The organism is Nocardia sp. NPDC056064, from assembly GCF_042266925.1.
Lineage (GTDB): Bacteria > Actinomycetota > Actinomycetes > Mycobacteriales > Mycobacteriaceae > Nocardia.
Genome location: NZ_JBHJWO010000001.1, coordinates 158231 through 174813, shown reverse-complemented (window position 1 = coordinate 174813; position 16583 = coordinate 158231). Strand labels below are relative to the sequence as shown.

The following is a 16583-nucleotide window of genomic DNA, read 5'->3' as shown; positions in this document are numbered from 1 at the left end:
ATGCACCCACACTGAAGGATTCAGGAATCGGCTCATGCAACCCCGGCCCGTTCATGTATACGTTCATGTGCCGCCACCGATTTCATAACCTTTCATGTAACGCGCATTGTGCCGCCATCACGAATGCCGGAGAGTTGTGGCGTGTCCGATCAGATTCTCGCCAGGTACGGCCGTTTGGACCGCGATCTCGCCACCGTGGTCAGGACGAGTATCCACTCCGTCCTGATCATCGTGGTGCTCCGATTGGAAGAGGCTCATCGGAAGCTTGTGGAGCTGTCTCGAGACGGTGTCGATGTCGATCTACCCGACAACGCCCCGTCCGACAGGCTCTTGATTCTGATGGTGGAGTTGTTCGGTGTCGAGCACACCGAATTGCTCGACACCGACCTCGACCCGGTCCGAACGCGCGTCGCGAACTTGACAATCGACGATGAGCCGACAGCGAAACGTACCGTCATCGACCTCTTCGCTTCGGTCAGCATGTTCTTGGTCGCGGAGGCGAACATGCTCTATCAGTGTGCCGACGATCTACCACCGGACAGAGGGAAGGAACTCTTCGAGTTCATCGAGTCCGTGGCCGCCGGCGCTCTCGCCCAAGCCTTGTCGCTGAATCGCGAAGTCGAGGACGAGGCATCACTGCACGATCTGCTGGAGCGAGCCGCCGGCTATCCCGGTGACGAGGCCGGGCCGCAGGCCGAGGAAGGAACGGGCATCTGTATCGATCTGAGTACAGGGCCGTTCGCATCGATCGATCCTGCGGTATGGCAAGGGGATTCACCCGACCGCGAATTCGATGATTCCGGACTGTCCGCCTCCACCGATGAGGACGAGGAGGCGGTATGGGAACAGCTTCAGCAGATCTACTATTGCGGCGAAATGTCCTGCGGCGACCCGCACTGCCCTCTCCCTACGGTTCTCGCCGAGCCCGAATGCGGAGCGAGAACGGCCAGACCCGAGCTGTCGTCCGGGGAATCACCGCCTCTACCGGCCCGCGGTCCGGCCGGTCGCAGTCGTTGGCGCAGGAGTCTCCGACAAGTCGGCACGTGGATCAGCACGGCCCTGACCTGTGCGCTGTCGGTCGGATTCGCGGCATCGTTCGTGGTCGGCGACGCCCCTCCATGGGTCTTGCTCTGGGCGGTGCCCATGGCCTGTCTGACCTTCGGCAGCCTCGCACTAGAGCTAGCGGGCTACTGGACAGTTTTCCATTCACTATCTGTCATCCATCGTTCTCACCGGGCCGTAGCGGCCGATAGACGTTCCATCCCCTGATGCCTCCGGAGGAGTCCGGAGGCATCTGCGTATCGCCCCTCCCTCCGGATCACGACACGAGCAGCCGAGATCCGGAGGGAGGGGAACGGGTGTCAAGAATCGGTCAGGAAGCAGGGGTGTGGGTGTCAGGATCGTGTTCGGGGTGGGGTCGGGGGTGGTCGGGCGGCGTAGTCGTGGGGTGGGCCTCGCAGAGGGAGAAAGCGAGGGGTTCGCAGGAGAACGATGTGACGCTGCTCGACCTTTTTCCTTCGCTGCGCTCGGTAGGGGTGCCGCGGCTCGATTCCGCGCTGTGGCCGGTGGAGACCCACTACGACGACCACGGGCGGGTGACGGTGGCCGGGGTGGGGCTGGCCGATGTGGCCGATCAGTACGGGACGCCGGTGTGTGTGGTCGACGAGGCGGAGGTGCGGGGGCGTTGCCGGGCATATCGGGAGCGGTTTCCGGAGGCGGAGATCGTGTACGCGGGGGCGGCGCTGATGACAGGTGCGGTGGTGCGGTGGGTCGCCGAGGAGGGTCTGTCGGTGGGGGTGGGTTCGGCCGGTGAGCTCGCCACCGTGCTGGCGGCGGGCGTCGATCCGGCCCGGATCCTCGTGCACGGCACGGGCAAGACGCGGGAGGATCTGGTGACGGCCATCGGCGCGGGGGTCGGCCGGATCGTTGTCGGTTCACTCGCCGAGATCGGCTCGCTCGGGGCCGTGGTGGACGCCTCGCGCGCACCCCAGCCGGTGTTGTTGCGGGTTTCGCCGGGCATCGAGGTCCGCCCTGTCGTGCCTTCAGGTTTCCCGCTCGCGGGCACGTCGTGCGCCGAGGCCATCGCACGGGCGCTGACGCAGCCGCGGCTGCGGGTGTCGGGTCTGCACTGTCATCTCGGGTCGCAGATCCACGATCCCGACCACTACGGGGAGGCGATCCGGCGCATGGTCGCCGAGATGGCGCGGGTGCGCCGCGAGCACGGGCATCTGATGACCGAACTCGATCTCGGCGGTGGTCACGCGGTCGCCTCCCGGGGCGGCGACGCGGAGATGAACCTGTACGAGCTGGCCGACATCCTCGACGACGCGCTCGACGCGGCGTGTGTCAGGCACCGTTTTCCCCGGCCGCGGATCGTCATGGAACCGGGCCGGGCGATCGTGGCGCGCGCCGGTGTCACCGTGTACCGCGTGGTGTCGGTCGAACACGGTGACGACGGGCGCGTGTTCGTCACCGTCGACGGCGCCGCGAGCGAGCATTGCGGCCGCACCACCCGGCCGGGGCACGACGCGGTGGTCGCGAACCGGCACACCTGTGGTCCGCGGATGGTCGTGACCGTCCTCGGCCGGGGCGGCGGTGTGGTGGCCGACGATGTGCGGTTGCCCGCGGACCTGCATCCGGGCGAAGTTCTCGCCGTCCCGTGCACCGGCGCCCACCAGCACAGCCCGGCCCAGTACGGCGTCACCCGTCCGCCGATCGTCGCCCTGCGCGATGGCCGGTCCCGCCGGATCGTGCGCCGCGAAACCATCGCCGACCTGCTGGTCCGCGACGTCGCGTACTGACGAGGCGACCGGTTCAGTCCAGGTCGCGCCGCGTGAATCCGACTACCCCGGCGACCGCGAGAAGCACACCGACGGCGAGCACCGAGAGCGGCGCGACGATGTCCACGGGCACACCCGGCAGGCGCGGAACATGGTCGAACACCGACGAATTCATGACCGTCGCCGACAGTTTCATCGACGGCCCGAGGACCGACACCACCGCCGAACCGGCCAGGACGACCCACGGCAACCACCCCAGTCGCGGCACCAGACCGACGACCGCCATCGTCACACCGGCGAAGAACACCACGGCGGGCAGTTGCGCGAGCGAGGCGACCAGCAGGCGGACCACCTGTCCCGGATCACTGCTCCGGAGCCCGTGGCTGACGCCCAGCCCGGCCCCGACGGCCACCAGCAACGCGCCACCGATCGTCACCGAGACGGTGATGTGGGTGGCGGCCAGCCGCCATTTCCGCACCGTGCCGGACAGGAGCAGATCGGCGCGTCCGGCGAGTTCTTCGGTGCGCAACGCCGAGACATGGGCGATGACAGCACCTCCCGCGGCCACCGTCAGCAGCAGCACCGACATCGCCAGGAATCCGTCCAGGACATTCACATTGAATCCCGCCAGCAGGTTCAACATGCCTTGCGTGCCTGCGGCCACCTCGCCGACATCGCGGGCCGCGGCACCGAATCCGATGCCGAGCCCGGCCGCGCTCGCCGCCCAGATCGCGGTGGTGGCGCGTGCGTTGCGGATGATCAGTCCCGGGATCGTCCGGGTGAACCGACCCGCGGTGGCCGCGCCGGTCGACGGACGCAGCAGCCCCGCGTCGTAGTCGCGCATGCGTTCGAGCAGCAGCGCACCCGCCAGCGCGGCCACCGCCACCCCGGCACAGACGAGCACCGGCCACCATCGGGTCTGGCCGAACGGGTGCACGGCCTGCGCCGCGCCCAGCGGCGAGACCAGCCGCATCACCTCGGCATCGGCGACGTCACCCCAGGCGCGCACCACATAGGCCACCGCCAGTGCGCCACAGGCGATGCCATACGCGCCTCTGGCGTGCTCGGTCACCTGCCCGGCCACCAGGGCCAGTGCCGCGAACACGATGCCGATGGCCGCCGTCGCGACCCCGAACGCGATCGCACCGGAACCGCCGGCACCCGCGGCCGCGAGCGCCGCGGCCACGCCGAGACCGAGCAGCATGTCGGCACCGGCCGCGAGCACCATCACCGAGACGGAGTTGGCGTGCACGCCGAAGCGTCCCGCCCGCAGCAGTTCGAGCCGTCCCGCGGCTTCCTGCGCCCGGGTATTGCGGATCACGACGACGATATTGATCAGCGCGACCGCGATCGTGAGATACCAGCCCACCTCGAAGACCGCGATCCCGCCGGTGGTGGTGAGACCGACGCCGGGTCCCTGCAATGCCTTCTGCGAGGTCAGATCCGCCGCGATCGAGGCATAGGCGGTGCGGTCCCGCGCGGTCGGGTACAGCGCGCCGATCCCGCGGGCACCGGCATACATGCAGGCGATCACGGCCAGGATCGCCGCCGCAAGGCCGCGGTGGTTGAGGCGCATCCCCAGCTTCAGCGCGGTCGCGATCCCGGTCATCGGCGCACCCCACCGGTCGCCGCGGTGGCGTAGTGGCGCATGAAGAGCTCTTCGAGTTCCACGGCGTCGCCGCCGGCCAGCGATCGCAGCTGCGTGAGACTCACCGATTCGACCGTGGCGCCGGAGCGGACGATCGTGACGCGTTCGCAGAGCTTGTCGACCTCGGACAGGATGTGGCTCGACAGCAGCACCGTGCGGCCGCGGTCGGTGGCCTCGCGCACGGACTCGGTGAATCGGCGTTCCATCAGTGGGTCCAGGCCGCTGGTGGGTTCGTCGAGGACGAGCAGTTCCACGTCGGCGGCGAAGGCGGCGACGAGCGCGACCTTCTGCCGGTTGCCCTTGGAGTAGGTGGAGCATTTGCGGTTCGGATCGAGCTCGAATCGTTCGATCAGTTCGCGGCGCCGAACCGGATCGACGCCACCGCGAAGCCCGGTCAGCACGTCGATCACCTCGCCGCCGGTGAGCGCGGGCCACAGGTTCACATCGCCGGGCACATAGGCCAGCCGCGCGTGGATGTCCATGGCGTCGCGATGGGGGTCGCGCCCGAACACGCGCACGTCACCGCTGTCGTGGCGCAGCAATCCGAGCAGCGTCCGGATGGTCGTGGTCTTTCCCGCCCCGTTCGGGCCGAGGAACCCGTGCACTTCTCCCGGCCCGACCCGCAGGTTCAGGCCGCGCAGCGCCACGGTCTTTCCGTAGCGTTTCACCAGCGACTCGACCTCGATGATCAGCGACATCACATCCTCCTCGTTCGTTCTCGAAGCGAGTGTGTGTCGCGGAACCCGTTGCGTGCTTGTATGAATCGCGCATCCGCGGGAACAGCTCAGCGAACCGAAAAGGGCGAGAATTAGGTTAACCTAACTACGTGACCGGTGAATGGATCGGCGACTGGCACCTCGGGCCCGGTCGGCTCGTGGTGGCCGGGCGTTTCGGCTCGACGCAACCGCACCACCACCCCGCGGTGCAGGTGACCGTGGCGCTGACGGGCGAGTTCGTGGCCTCCGACGGCCGCGACAGGCGGACCTGCCGGGCGGTGCTGATCCCGAGCGGTGTGCGCCACGCGCTCGCGCCCGTCGACGACACCACCCGCGCGCTCTCGATCTACCTGCACCCCGCCACGGCGGACGCCCGGCGACTGACTGGCCTCGCGGGCGAGGGCCCCGCAGGCTGGAGCGCCGCCGCCGAAGCCGCCACACGGACCACTTTCGATGACGACCTGTCGCTGGAGGCCATGACCGAATCGGTCCTGACCGCGCTGCGCGGCCGCACACCCGCCCCCGAGGCGATCCCGCCCAAGCTCCGGCACGCCTTCGATCTGCTGGGCGCCCTGCTCCCCCGCAAGCTGTATCTGCGCGACCTCGCCGCCGCGGTCGCCCTCTCGCAGAGCAGCCTGAGCAGGCTTTTCGCCGCCGAAACGGGCGCCGGTTTCCCCGCCACCGTGCGCTGGGCCAGGCTGATCCACGCGCTGGGCGAGGTCGGGGCCGGGCGCACCATCACCGACGCGGCACATGCCGCGGGCTTCACCGACAGCGCCCACGCCACCCGGGTCTGCCGGGAGATGACCGGCGTCGCGCCCAGCGCGCTCGTCCGCCACCGGCAGCTACGCGCCGACCTGGGATGATCGGACGTATGACCCGACCTCACCGTCGATGCGGCTAGCGTGTGAGGTAACGACGACGACGAAGGAGTCCGCGGGTGGCTGTCCTGGACGCGAAGCTGAGCGACATCTACGACGAGGTGTTGCGCCGCAACCCCGGTGAGACCGAGTTCCACCAGGCGGTGCGCGAGGTCCTCGACAGTCTCGCCCCCGTGGTCGCCAAGCACCCGCACTACGCCGACGCGGCGGTCATCCGCCGGTTGTGCGAGCCCGAACGCCAGATCATCTTCCGGGTGCCGTGGGTCGACGACTCCGGCGCCGTGCAGCTCAATCGCGGTTTCCGGGTGGAGTTCAACTCCGCGCTCGGCCCGTACAAGGGCGGGCTGCGTTTCCATCCCTCGGTGTATCTGGGCATCGTGAAGTTCCTGGGCTTCGAGCAGATCTTCAAGAACTCGCTGACCGGCCTGCCCATCGGTGGCGGTAAGGGCGGGTCGGATTTCGATCCGAAGGGCCGCTCGGAGGGTGAGGTGATGCGGTTCTGTCAGGCGTTCATGACCGAGCTCTACCGGCATCTCGGCGAGCACACCGACGTCCCGGCCGGTGACACCGGCGTGGGTGGCCGCGAGATCGGCTACCTGTTCGGCCAGTACAAGCGCATCACCAACCGCTACGAGTCGGGCGTGCTCACCGGCAAGGGTCTGACCTGGGGCGGTTCGCAGGTGCGCCGGGAGGCCACCGGCTACGGCGTGGTCTTCTTCGTCGCGGAGATCCTGGGCGCGGCGGGCCGATCGCTGGAGGGTCAGCGGGTGGTGGTGTCGGGCTCGGGCAATGTCGCCATCTACGCGATCGAGAAGGTCCACGAGCTCGGCGGGACCGTGGCGGCGTGCTCGGATTCGAGCGGTTACGTCGTCGACGAGCAGGGCATCGACCTGGAACTGCTCAAGGAGATCAAAGAGGTCCAGCGCGGCCGGATCGCCGACTACGCCGCCGCCCGGCCCGCTCTCGCGCGTTTCGTGCCGGGCGGTTCGCTGTGGGAGGTGCCCTGCGATATCGCGCTGCCGTGCGCGACCCAGAACGAACTCGACGGTGCCGCCGCGGGCAAGCTCATCGCCAACGGCTGCCACATCGTCGCCGAGGGCGCCAATATGCCGTGCACGCCGGAGGCGGTGCGGCTCTTCGGTGAGGCGGGCGTGATCTTCGCGCCCGGCAAGGCCGCCAACGCGGGCGGCGTGGCGACCAGCGCGCTGGAGATGCAGCAGAACGCCTCCCGCGATTCGTGGAGCTTCGAACACACCGAGGAGCGCCTGGCCGAGATCATGCGCGGCATCCACTACCGCTGCCTGGCCACCGCCGACGAATACGGCGTGCCGGGCAACTATGTGGCCGGTGCCAATATCGGCGGTTTCATCCAGGTGGCGGACGCGATGCTGGCGCTCGGCGTCATCTGAGCACCGCGGCGATCGGCTCCTATTCCGGCTGGTCCGAGGCGGGCGGGGTGTGCGCGGTGAGCAGGACGTGATCGAGCCGGGTCCGCAGCTTCGCCTCGTCGCCAGAGATCCGTGGCAGGGCGGCGACCACCCGCTCGGCGATCGTCCGCAACTTCACATTGGTCTCCTGCGAACGCCAGCGCAGCACCCGGAATGCCTGGTCGGCGTTGACCCCGTAGGCCAGCATCAGCGCCCCCTTGGCCTGCTCGATCAGGACCCTCGCCTCCACCAGCGCGGGCAGTACGTCGTCGATCACCGCACGGCGGTACTCGTCCACCGTCTCGGTGACGTCGACGTAATAGCCCTCGGTGCCGATCACCGACCCGTCGTCGTCGACCATCAGATCCGAGACGACGAGCACCTCGTGCACCTGACCGGCGGTGTCCACGATCCGGTGCCTGCTGGAGAAGGCATTGCCGTCCTCGACCGAGGTGATCGTCGCCTCGACCCGGTCGCGGTCGTCGGGATGTTTGTGCGACAACAGCAGCTCGGTGGTGGGCACCGTCCCCGGCGGATACCCGTGCATCGCCGCCACCTCGTCGGACCACTCCCACTCCCGCGACCCGAACCGGTACCGGAACCGCCCGACCGCACGCGGGTCGCCCACCCCGACCACTTTCTCGACGAGTGCGCGCTCGGTGTCGGAGGTCTCCGATCGATCGGTCATACCCGAGACTAGCCCGCGGACGACCTCGACTGCCCGCCGTCGCGACGGCTCCGCGGCGGGATGACATGGCCGTGCACGACCTGGTCCCACCACGACTGCAAGGGGCTGGGGTCGGGCCACGACACGATCGAATCGTCGTCGGAGGAGGTCGACGAATGTTCGGACTGCTGCGGCATACGGTTCTCGATTGCTCCGGAAGTCCGGCCCGGTGGCGGCCGACCTCAGCGACGGGTGATCGGGACGGATCGCAACCGTTGTCGTCGCCGGGGCCGCGGCCGGGCCGTCCCGTGCCGCACGATGATCTCGCGCGGACGCGGCAGGCCGGTGCCGGTGGCCGCCACAGCCCTGTCGAGTTCGGGATGGACCGCGAGGAACTCGGTCAGGCCGGCGACCTCGACGACACGGCCGACCGTTCCATAGGGTTTCGCGTCGACCACACTGATCACCACGCGCCGCCGATGGGCGTGCCTGGCGAGCTCGGCCAGCGCGAGAACGGCACGCAGCGAAAGGAATTCGACGCCGGTGAGGTCGACGATCAGGTGACGGTCGTTCTCGTGTCCGCGCGCGCCGATCGCCGAGACGAGCAGGCGGCGGAACCGGGCCAGGGTGTAGGCGTCGATCGGTCCGTGCACCTGCAGGACCGCGACACCGCCGCAGTAGGTGGTGCGGGCGTGCACGCGCAGCGACGCGTCGGCGAGGTCGACGGCGACGACATCAGGCAGACGTCGTGGATTGCGGGTGGTGGTGTACATCGAGTACTCGTTTCCTCGGTACCGGCAGACCAGCTACCGCCCGACCACTGCTGTAAGCCTCAACAACCGCCGGTCACCCATTCCATCACACTCTCGGCGATCGCGCCGCCACTGTGACCAATCCGCCACCATATCCGCTGGTCAGAACCATGTTTTCGCACAATTGCGGATCACCGGCCCGAGTGGCTGCGGGGTAGCCGATCCGCTGCACCGGTCACCGGCGCCGGAGTCACCGGCGATGATCGGGACTGCTTGTGGGGCAATCCGATCGGCTACGCTGGACAGTGATTTCCAGGGAGGATCTTCATGCCCATCCGCTTCCGCCAGCGCAAGTCCCTCGGCCCGTTGACATTCAATTTCACCCAGTCGGGCCTGACCTCGTGGGGCATCAAGATCGGCCCGTGGAGCTGGAACTCCCGCACCAGGAAGAACGCCGTCGATCTCCCCGGCCCCCTGAGCTGGCGCCAGCGCTGACGGGGTGACCGGACCGCCCGGCGTCCGGCCGCCCATTCCGTGGCCCACACGCTGAGCATGTCGCCGACACACCGCGACCAGGCAGGCGGCTCGATTTCGCCGTCCTGAACCTGTTCCGGTGGACGCGATCACGGTCAGAGACCCTCAGTGAGGGTTCGGTAGTCGGTGATGCGGTGGCCGGTGCGCCAGGGACGGGCAGCGCCCGAGGTGTACCAGCGCCACCACATCGACGGGTGCCGGGCCACGATCGGGAGGATCGGGAGCGGGTCGAAGTAGTTCATGCGCTGGATGGCCTTGCCGTCGCGCAGAATCATGCGGTCGATGTTCGGCCATTCGATCCGGTGGCGGCCGATGTGCGCGAACAGGCGGAATTCGATGAAGACGATGTCGTCGTCGCCGCGCCATCGGTCGATCTCGGCGCGCAGGTCGGGGAGCAGGCGCCAGATCTGGGCGAACTCCCGTTGCGCCGCGACGATTCCGTACATGGGCGGCGAAAGCGGCTGTGTCAGAACCACGTCGGGGTGCAGGATCTCGGGTATCCGGGCTACCGACGGCCTGTCCCAGAAGTCGATGAAGTTCGCGACGAACTGTTCGGCGGACATGAAATTTCCTCTCGTCCGTGCCGACGGTAGCGATCGCGCCGACCGCCTGAGACCGGATCGATGCCAGGCGCCCGGACCGCAGTCTGTGTCAGGAGCCGAAGGATCCGGTCGAGGGCATGGCCGCCGGGACTTCCACGAAGTAGTCGGCGCCTCTGACCTGGCCGGGCGAGGTGTGGGAGGTGCCGCAGAATCCGCTGAGCCGGTATCGGCCCGGCGCGAGTCCCGAGCGGACCGGGCGGACGGTACTGCCAGGTCCCGCGGAGCCGGCGGGGTCGTGTTCGGTGAATTCGTGCACGGACCCGTCGAGGTCGATCACCGCCCAGCACAACCCCGACGCGTTCGGGTTGGTGATCGTCGCGACGATCGAATCCGCGCCTTGGGCGGCGAACGCCAGCTCCGGCGGCTGGTAGGGCTCGGCACCAGCGGTGCCGGGCACGAACACACATGCGGCGGCGATGAGGGACACGCTCGCCGCGATTCTGTAAGTCATCACGCGGGGGATTCTGGCACACCGGACCGAATTATATTCACTGCCAACATAATTCATCCGAGTCACGTGATCTCCGATCGGCAGCCGGGTCCGAAAACTTCTCTTGGCGGCGTGTACTCGGCAGTCATCCGGTTTCGAGCCTCGGGTCCGTGACTAGCCGAACGTCTCGTAGCTTCGATCATGAACGACGGGAAAGATCTGCTCGATCGAATCAATCCACGCGTCGATCGATTCCGGTGATCGCCGGGCAGCCTCGACCAGCGCTTCGATGGCTTTGAGCTTGTCCGCGCCGACGTATTCCTGGAGATTCTGTTCGGTCACCTCGCAGTAGCGCATGTGGAGCTGCCAGACGAACCGCATCAGGTAGCGGCATTCGTCCTGGTTCCGGTCGTCTGCCAGTCGTTTCTCAATCACCCGCTGGGTTCGCCGACGCTGAGCATCATCGCGGAATCGGGCACTGAGATCAGTGAGGCTCACTGCCGGACGGTAACAAGGCAAGCAGTTGGCGGACAAGGAAATAGATGGCTGAACGTCGAAAGAGCTATCGACATGCTCGGGGCATGTGAGGCGAGTCGCAGAAGAAAGATTGTCGTTTTCGTGTTCTGGGACTGCCAACGAACAGAGCGAGCCGAAACACGCGATGATCCGTCTGCTCCACGGGTGGGAACGCTTCCGTGTCCTCTCGCGCGACGAGTTGGTCGCGGTCGCATTCGCCTCGGTGCGCTATTCCTGGCTGGACCGGCGTCGTGAGCAGCGCCGTGGCGCACGCCATGTCGTCGAGATGCCGGTCGACTACCTCGCCGACGTCAGCAATCCGACTGCGGCCGAAGGGCACGAAGGGCTGGTCGCGGAGGAAACCGCCCAGCGGGTCCTGCTGCTGCGCCAGCGCGAGATCATGTCGCGCGTCATCGCGGGCCACACAATCGCGATGACCGCCGAGGAACTGCGAATGAACGCCGCCACCGTGCGAAAGCTGCTGCAACGCGCGCGGATCCGGATCGCCGACGAACTCGATGTCCGGCCGCACCGATCTGGTGGTGAACCCATACAACTATGAGCTCCGCTCGGCAACGAGTGCTGCGCGCCGACTACCAGCTGGCGTCGGCGCGCAGCTCACCCACCGGAGCGATCACCCGGGCGGTGCGCGGGTCGAGCCACACCGCTACCCCGCCGACATCGCGGGCCCGCAGCACGCGACCACCCCGACACGGCCATTGCACGAACTCGTAGCCACCCAGCTCGGTCTGGGCGATGTCGGCGACCGCGATCACGGCCGTGGTCGCCGACGAGGCGGCCGGCATGCCCTCGCCCACCCGGAACCCGCCGACGGGTCCTGTTGCGCCCCATCCGATCACGATCGTGTCGTCCCCGGTAATCGCCAGTTCCCACACCAGCCGGTCCGGGTCGATGGCGCGGCCGTAGCGCAGCACACGCAGGTCGGACGCGACCGCGGTGATCGCATCGACCCACACCGCCGGCGGGTCGATCCCTGCACCCGGGCTGTCGATGACGCCGATCCCGGAGACAGTGCGGCCGAGCCGCCACACCAGCAGATCGTCGGCGCCGAACGTGGGCAAGGGCATGGCGACTACGATCCCATGCCCCGGCTCTTGCCGATCCGGCCCGCGGTCAGCAGCGCTGTCGACTCGACAGGATAGCCCGGTTCGGGCGCGTTTCCGGTCACCACGCCGTGCGTCGATGGGCGCGGGCAACCGAAGTAGTCGTCGTTCCAGTGCGATCGGCATCCGGGTCACTTCCGGTCGACCAGAAGGTAGTGGTCGCGGTCGGCCAAGCGGTCTGCGGACAGGATCGCCTGGCCGGCCCGGTCGCGGCCGGACCGGTGGGAGCGGCAGATCGCGAGAACGCGGCCGCCGGGTCCGGGCCGGACGACTCGATCCCGAGGCGGCGACGGGGGGCGGTCAGTTCGTGCCGGGTCTGACCGGCAGGCGAGGCGGTGCCCATCGGGCAGCGGGTAGGAGGCCAGTCCCCCGTGCCACACGGCGAGCGCGGCCGCGACCGGGTGCTCGCGGTGCGCGGCACCGGCGAAGAGCTGTCGCAGGATCACCTTGTGCTGGTCCCCGTCGGCGACGAGGTACAGCGCCCCCAGCTCCGTGCCGAACTCGCGGTAGTCGTCGGTCATGACTGTGCCAGACCCCTCGCCCGGCGCTTGTTCTCCCTCGCGCCGAGAAGGAACTCTGCCGTTCGGGGCTCATCAGGCCGCGCTCCGGACGAGCTCCGACGGTGCGCCGCCGCGCACGGTATGTGCGGAAATGCGGCGGCCGAGCTGGGACAACCGGCACGTGGTCGACTCGCGAAACTATGTGCGGTACAGCTCGGTTGTCGGCTCGCGGAGAGCTCTGGAGGCCGCTAGCGGAGCATTCCGCGCCGATGCTCCTCAACCCCCGCGCCCTGCTCTAACGTCAAGACCGTGACGGACACCATCGCCCTGGCGGGCATCACCATCGACAGCAACGATCCGGGCGCGCTCGCCGAATTCTGGAGATCCGCGCTGGGGTACGTCACCCTGGCCGATGACGACGGCTACGTGATGATCGCGCCGCCCGGCGTCGGCTTCGGCGAGGGGCGCTACCTGGCATTCCAACAGGTTCCCGAGCACAAGGTGACCAAGAACCGCGTGCACCTCGATGTCCAGACGACGGCCCGAGCCGAGGAAGTCGCGCGGCTGACGGCATTGGGAGCCGTTGTCCTCGGCGAGCATTCGCTGCCGGGCTTCGCCTGGACGGTCCTCCAGGATCCGCAGGGCAACGAATTCTGCGTGGTCGCGCCGACCAGCTGATCCCACCCCGGCCGACGGCAACAGCTCAGGTGTTGCAGCCCTGCGCGGGGTCGCCCGAGGCCGACGGCGGCAGCTGGATCAGGCAGGTGCCGGTCCGAGCGGACACCGGTGCGGCGATCAGCCGCCGGGCTGGTTGTGCACGACGACGAGTACCTGCGCCTTCGCCCGGCCGCGGGCCCGGATACGGTGTGCCACCGCCGAATCGAAGTAGGCGCTGTCGCCCTGCTCCATCGTGGCGACCTGGTCGCCGTAGTGCAGGTCGATCGAACCTGCCAGCACGTAGACCAGTTCCTGGCCGGGATGCTCGGAGTGGTCCAGGTCGGCGTCGCTGCGGCGCGGGTCGAGGACGAACGGTTCCATGCTCTTGCCGAGCATCTGCGCGGCGAGGACACGCAGATGCTCGGGTTCGTCACCGTCTCGCGGTGCCCGGTCCAGGACGAAGTTCTGCGATTCGGAGTCGGCGGCGAAGAGCTGACCGACCTCCACCTCCAACGCGGCCGCAACCTTGATCGCGACCGCGATGGAAGGGGTGCTGCGTCCGCGTTCGACCTTGGACAGGTAGCTCTTGGTCAGGCCGGTGCGCGCGGCGAGGTCATCGAGGGTCAGGCCGCGCTGCTTGCGCACTGCACGAACCAATGACGCCACGGCTACCTCCGGCCACTCCCGCGAACGACTCGCTCCTTCGCGGAACCCATTGGATCACACGGCCCGCACCGCACCCGCCGGGCCGAGCGCGCGGGCTCACAGCCCGGCGAGAATGCCCTCCAGCTGGGACCGGCTGTCACGGGTCGGCGGCAGCAGCGGTCGGCGTGGGTCGCCGAGGTCGTGGCCGAGAATGCCGAGACCTGCTTTGACGGTGGCGGGCAGCCCACCGGCGACGATGAACTCGAGCAACGGGCGGAGGCCGGCGTAGACGCTGTCGGCGGTCTCGATGTCCCCGGCGCGGACGGCGTCGTAGAGGTCGAGGCACTGTCGTGGAGCCAGGCACGGTGCGGCGGTGCACCAGCCGGAGGCGCCGTTGCGCAACGCGTCGAGCACCAGCGGATTGCTGCCGTTGTAGTAGGGCAGTTCGCCGCCGCTGTAGTCGCGCAGGGCCAGCATCCGGGCGAGGTCGCCGGTGGATTCCTTGACCATCCGCACGGCGGGGATCGTTTCGAACATCGACACCAGCAGGCGCGGTGACATGTCGATCCCGCTGGTCGCGGGGTTGTTGTAGACCATGATCGGCAGGCCGACGGCCTCGCCGATACCGCGGTAGTGCTCGACGATCTCGCGTTCGCTGAGTTTCCAGTAGGAGACCGGCAGGATCATCACGGCGTCCGCGCCCGCGCGTTGCGCGCGGCGGGCCCGGCTGATGGTGGCGGCCGTCGTCAGGTCGGAGGCCCCGACGACGACCGGGACCCGGCCCGCGACGGCGCCGATGGTCGTCTCGACGACGGTGTCGTACTCGGCCTCGGTCAGATACGCCGACTCGCCGGTGCTGCCCAGCGGGGCGATCGCGTGCGCGCCCGCGGTGACGAGGCGGTCGACCAGTGCGGCGAGGCCGGCGGTGTTGACGGTGTCGGCGGCGGTGAACGGGGTGACGGGGTAGGCGATGACGCCTTCGATGGTGGTCAACGGTCGATCCTGTCCGCGGCGGAGGTGAGGGCGTCGGGGTGGCGGCGCAGCGCGCGGCGGGCGTAGTAGGCGAAGTTGGCCTGGCTGCGCCGCGGTGTCAGCGTCCAGTCGTGGGCTTCGCGCGCGAGCCGGTCCGACAGGGGCGCGATGGTGCCCGCGGCCATCGCCGCCAGCTGCAATGCGGCCGCGCGTTCGATGAGGACGGCCAGCGAACAGGCTTCCTCGACACTGGCACCGGCCACGACATGGCCGTGATGGGCCAGCAGGATGGCCTTCTTGTCGCCGAGCGCGGCGCTGATGATGCGTCCCTCCTCGTTGCCGACGGGGACACCGGGCCAGTCCGGCAGGAACGCGCAGTCGTCGTAGAGCGGGGCGAGATCCATCTGCGACACGACGAGTGGCACTTCCAGCATCGACAGCGCGGCGACATGGAAGGGGTGCGTGTGGACGATGCACCGCACATCCGGCCGGGCGCGGTAGATCCAGCTGTGGAAACGGTTGGCGGGGTTGGCCATTCCGGTGCCGTCGAGTACCTCGAGGTCTTCGTTCACCAGGAGCAGGTTGTCCTCGGTGATCTCGTCGAAGCCGAGGCCCAGGCGCTGGGTGTAGTAGGTGCCCGGTTCTTCGGCGCGGGCGGTGATCTGCCCGGCCAGCCCGGAATCATGGCCCGCGTCGAAGAGCGCACGGCAGGTCAGCGCCAGCTTCTGTCGCGTGGACCAGCCCGAATCGCCGAACTGTTCGGCCATGGCGGACCGCGCACGATCCATCAGTGCCGCTTTGGGTTGATCGAGAGTATCGGTCACGAAGAGTCCTCCGGTGCAGGTGATGTGAACACCTGCACCGTAGGACACTTTGTGTCATTTAGTCAATGTTGTGTCACCGCCGGTTCGCGGATCGGTCAGCCGCGCTGATGTCTGCTCTCGTAGGCGATCCGGTCGGCGTCGGCGCGGCGACGTTCGGCGGCCCGGGCGAGCTCGGGATCGAAACCGTGGCTGACCAGGCGATGACGGCGGTAGACGTAGACCAGTGCGACGGTGAAATACACCAGCGGCAGATACAGCAGTGCCATCATCGACAGGCCGATCCACAGCGGGCCCGGAGTCAGCAGGAACAGGCACAGCACCGGCAGGACGGGCAGCAGGAACCGCATCAGGTAGCGGCGGGTCGCGCCGGGGCCGGTCAGGTCCACGAGCACCCAGTCCGACATCGACGGGGGCAGGGTGCCGCCGAAGATGTAGCGGATCCGCTGCCAGGCACCGGGTTTCGAGGCGGTCATGATGTCTCCCTTGTCTCGCTCGCGCGACGGGCGGCCGTGTTCACCCGGCCGAGCACGTCGCGCAGTTCTTCCAGATCCGCCAGGCTCACCCCGAGCCGTTCGACCACCGCAGGCGGAATCCGCTCGGCGTCGGCGCGCAGTGCGCAGCCTTCGGCGGTGAGGTCGATGAGCAGGCTGCGTTCGTCGCCCGGATCGCGGCGACGGGTGATGAGCCCGGCCGTCTCGAGCCGTTTCAGCAGGGGCGAGAGGGTGGCCGAGTCCAGCTGGATCGCCTCGGCGACCGCCTTCACCGACATCGGCGCCTCACCCCACAGCGCGAGCATCACCAGATACTGCGGATGCGTGAGCCCCAGCGGGTCGAGCAGCGGCCGGTACACCGCGAGCACCGAGCGATTGGCCACCGCCAGCGCGAAGCACACCTGCCGGTCCAGCCGC

20 protein-coding genes and 1 pseudogene are annotated in these 16583 nt (G+C 68.4%); 7 read left to right on the top strand and 14 right to left on the bottom strand.

Annotated features, from left to right (window positions below; all coding sequences use genetic code 11):
- The first annotated feature begins 141 nt into the window (after positions 1–141).
- A complete protein-coding gene (locus tag ACFC06_RS00895; protein WP_375926185.1) occupies positions 142–1269 on the top strand; it encodes a hypothetical protein in 1128 nt (375 codons plus the stop codon).
- A 224-nt stretch (positions 1270–1493) separates the two neighbouring features.
- Positions 1494–2801, top strand: a complete 1308-nt coding sequence (locus tag ACFC06_RS00890; RefSeq protein ID WP_375926182.1) for a diaminopimelate decarboxylase family protein — start codon at positions 1494–1496, stop codon at positions 2799–2801.
- Positions 2802–2814: 13 nt separating this feature from the next.
- Here ACFC06_RS00890 and ACFC06_RS00885 read toward each other — a convergent pair whose 3' ends face one another.
- The gene (locus ACFC06_RS00885) at positions 2815–4389 is read right to left on the bottom strand and encodes an ABC transporter permease (protein ID WP_375926179.1); all 1575 of its coding nucleotides are present in this window, start codon (positions 4387–4389) and stop codon (positions 2815–2817) included.
- Positions 4390–4466: 77 nt separating this feature from the next.
- Positions 4467–5126: pseudogene (locus ACFC06_RS00880) on the bottom strand (ABC transporter ATP-binding protein); the annotation flags it as partial.
- Positions 5127–5254: 128 nt separating this feature from the next.
- Here ACFC06_RS00880 and ACFC06_RS00875 point away from each other — a divergent pair.
- Both ACFC06_RS00875 and gdhA read left to right on the top strand, forming a co-directional pair.
- Complete coding sequence (locus ACFC06_RS00875) at positions 5255–6010, top strand: AraC family transcriptional regulator (RefSeq protein WP_375926176.1); 756 nt, start codon at positions 5255–5257, stop codon at positions 6008–6010.
- Between the two features lie 74 nt (positions 6011–6084).
- Positions 6085–7434 (top strand): NADP-specific glutamate dehydrogenase, encoded by a 1350-nt coding sequence (gdhA, locus tag ACFC06_RS00870; protein ID WP_375926173.1) that lies wholly within the window; start codon positions 6085–6087, stop codon positions 7432–7434.
- A 19-nt stretch (positions 7435–7453) separates the two neighbouring features.
- Here the strand turns inward: gdhA and ACFC06_RS00865 are convergent, their stop codons facing one another.
- Positions 7454–8140: an ANTAR domain-containing protein gene (locus ACFC06_RS00865; RefSeq protein ID WP_375926170.1), complete on the bottom strand. Its 687-nt coding sequence runs from the start codon at positions 8138–8140 to the stop codon at positions 7454–7456.
- A gap of 221 nt (positions 8141–8361) precedes the next feature.
- Positions 8362–8892, bottom strand: a complete 531-nt coding sequence (locus tag ACFC06_RS00860; RefSeq protein ID WP_375926167.1) for an STAS domain-containing protein — start codon at positions 8890–8892, stop codon at positions 8362–8364.
- A 306-nt stretch (positions 8893–9198) separates the two neighbouring features.
- Here ACFC06_RS00860 and ACFC06_RS00855 point away from each other — a divergent pair, with 306 nt between their 5' ends.
- Positions 9199–9366 (top strand): DUF4236 domain-containing protein, encoded by a 168-nt coding sequence (locus ACFC06_RS00855; protein WP_375926164.1) that lies wholly within the window; start codon positions 9199–9201, stop codon positions 9364–9366.
- 134 nt (positions 9367–9500) lie between these two features.
- Here the strand turns inward: ACFC06_RS00855 and ACFC06_RS00850 are convergent, their stop codons facing one another.
- From ACFC06_RS00850 to ACFC06_RS00840, 3 genes are all read right to left on the bottom strand, one after another.
- The gene (locus tag ACFC06_RS00850; protein ID WP_375926161.1) at positions 9501–9968 is read right to left on the bottom strand and encodes a nuclear transport factor 2 family protein; all 468 of its coding nucleotides are present in this window, start codon (positions 9966–9968) and stop codon (positions 9501–9503) included.
- Between the two features lie 88 nt (positions 9969–10056).
- Positions 10057–10461 carry a hypothetical protein gene (locus tag ACFC06_RS00845; RefSeq protein ID WP_375926159.1) on the bottom strand — a complete coding sequence of 135 codons (405 nt, stop codon included), beginning with the start codon at positions 10459–10461 and terminating at the stop codon, positions 10057–10059.
- Positions 10462–10611: 150 nt separating this feature from the next.
- Positions 10612–10935 carry a hypothetical protein gene (locus ACFC06_RS00840; protein WP_375926157.1) on the bottom strand — a complete coding sequence of 108 codons (324 nt, stop codon included), beginning with the start codon at positions 10933–10935 and terminating at the stop codon, positions 10612–10614.
- Positions 10936–11020: 85 nt separating this feature from the next.
- Here ACFC06_RS00840 and ACFC06_RS00835 point away from each other — a divergent pair, with 85 nt between their 5' ends.
- Positions 11021–11515: an RNA polymerase sigma factor gene (locus ACFC06_RS00835; protein ID WP_375926154.1), complete on the top strand. Its 495-nt coding sequence runs from the start codon at positions 11021–11023 to the stop codon at positions 11513–11515.
- A gap of 31 nt (positions 11516–11546) precedes the next feature.
- On the opposite strand, the gene ACFC06_RS00830 is transcribed toward ACFC06_RS00835, so the two are convergent.
- Together ACFC06_RS00830 and ACFC06_RS00825 are read right to left on the bottom strand one after the other, a co-directional pair.
- Entirely contained in the window at positions 11547–12041 is a 495-nt protein-coding gene (locus ACFC06_RS00830; protein ID WP_375926151.1) for a hypothetical protein, read from the bottom strand.
- Between the two features lie 167 nt (positions 12042–12208).
- Positions 12209–12598, bottom strand: a complete 390-nt coding sequence (locus tag ACFC06_RS00825; protein ID WP_375926148.1) for a hypothetical protein — start codon at positions 12596–12598, stop codon at positions 12209–12211.
- A 288-nt stretch (positions 12599–12886) separates the two neighbouring features.
- Here ACFC06_RS00825 and ACFC06_RS00820 point away from each other — a divergent pair, with 288 nt between their 5' ends.
- Positions 12887–13255: a VOC family protein gene (locus tag ACFC06_RS00820; RefSeq protein ID WP_375926145.1), complete on the top strand. Its 369-nt coding sequence runs from the start codon at positions 12887–12889 to the stop codon at positions 13253–13255.
- Between the two features lie 117 nt (positions 13256–13372).
- Here the strand turns inward: ACFC06_RS00820 and ACFC06_RS00815 are convergent, their stop codons facing one another.
- The 5 genes from ACFC06_RS00815 to ACFC06_RS00795 form a co-directional block, all read right to left on the bottom strand.
- Positions 13373–13900: a helix-turn-helix domain-containing protein gene (locus ACFC06_RS00815; RefSeq protein ID WP_375926142.1), complete on the bottom strand. Its 528-nt coding sequence runs from the start codon at positions 13898–13900 to the stop codon at positions 13373–13375.
- A gap of 96 nt (positions 13901–13996) precedes the next feature.
- Complete coding sequence (locus ACFC06_RS00810; RefSeq protein ID WP_375926139.1) at positions 13997–14872, bottom strand: dihydrodipicolinate synthase family protein; 876 nt, start codon at positions 14870–14872, stop codon at positions 13997–13999.
- Positions 14869–15675 carry an aldolase gene (locus ACFC06_RS00805; protein WP_375926137.1) on the bottom strand — a complete coding sequence of 269 codons (807 nt, stop codon included), beginning with the start codon at positions 15673–15675 and terminating at the stop codon, positions 14869–14871. The genes ACFC06_RS00810 and ACFC06_RS00805 overlap by 4 nt, the downstream gene beginning before the upstream one ends.
- Positions 15676–15770: 95 nt before the next feature.
- Positions 15771–16148: a DUF5313 family protein gene (locus tag ACFC06_RS00800; protein WP_375926134.1), complete on the bottom strand. Its 378-nt coding sequence runs from the start codon at positions 16146–16148 to the stop codon at positions 15771–15773.
- Entirely contained in the window at positions 16145–16579 is a 435-nt protein-coding gene (locus tag ACFC06_RS00795; protein WP_375935114.1) for a MarR family winged helix-turn-helix transcriptional regulator, read from the bottom strand. The genes ACFC06_RS00800 and ACFC06_RS00795 overlap by 4 nt, the downstream gene beginning before the upstream one ends.
- Between the last annotated feature and the right edge of the window lie 4 nt (positions 16580–16583).

Bases quoted from the DNA above. Each gene is read 5' to 3' on its own strand.
- ACFC06_RS00855 (WP_375926164.1), top strand. From the start codon at position 9,199: ATGCCCATCCGCTTCCGCCAGCGCAAGTCCCTCGGCCCGTTGACATTC.
- ACFC06_RS00800 (WP_375926134.1), bottom strand. From the start codon at position 16,148: ATGACCGCCTCGAAACCCGGTGCCTGGCAGCGGATCCGCTACATCTTC.
- ACFC06_RS00885 (WP_375926179.1), bottom strand. From the start codon at position 4,389: ATGACCGGGATCGCGACCGCGCTGAAGCTGGGGATGCGCCTCAACCAC.
- ACFC06_RS00865 (WP_375926170.1), bottom strand. From the start codon at position 8,140: ATGACCGATCGATCGGAGACCTCCGACACCGAGCGCGCACTCGTCGAG.
- ACFC06_RS00850 (WP_375926161.1), bottom strand. From the start codon at position 9,968: ATGTCCGCCGAACAGTTCGTCGCGAACTTCATCGACTTCTGGGACAGG.
- ACFC06_RS00830 (WP_375926151.1), bottom strand. From the start codon at position 12,041: ATGCCCTTGCCCACGTTCGGCGCCGACGATCTGCTGGTGTGGCGGCTC.
- ACFC06_RS00825 (WP_375926148.1), bottom strand. From the start codon at position 12,598: ATGACCGACGACTACCGCGAGTTCGGCACGGAGCTGGGGGCGCTGTAC.
- ACFC06_RS00860 (WP_375926167.1), bottom strand. From the start codon at position 8,892: ATGTACACCACCACCCGCAATCCACGACGTCTGCCTGATGTCGTCGCC.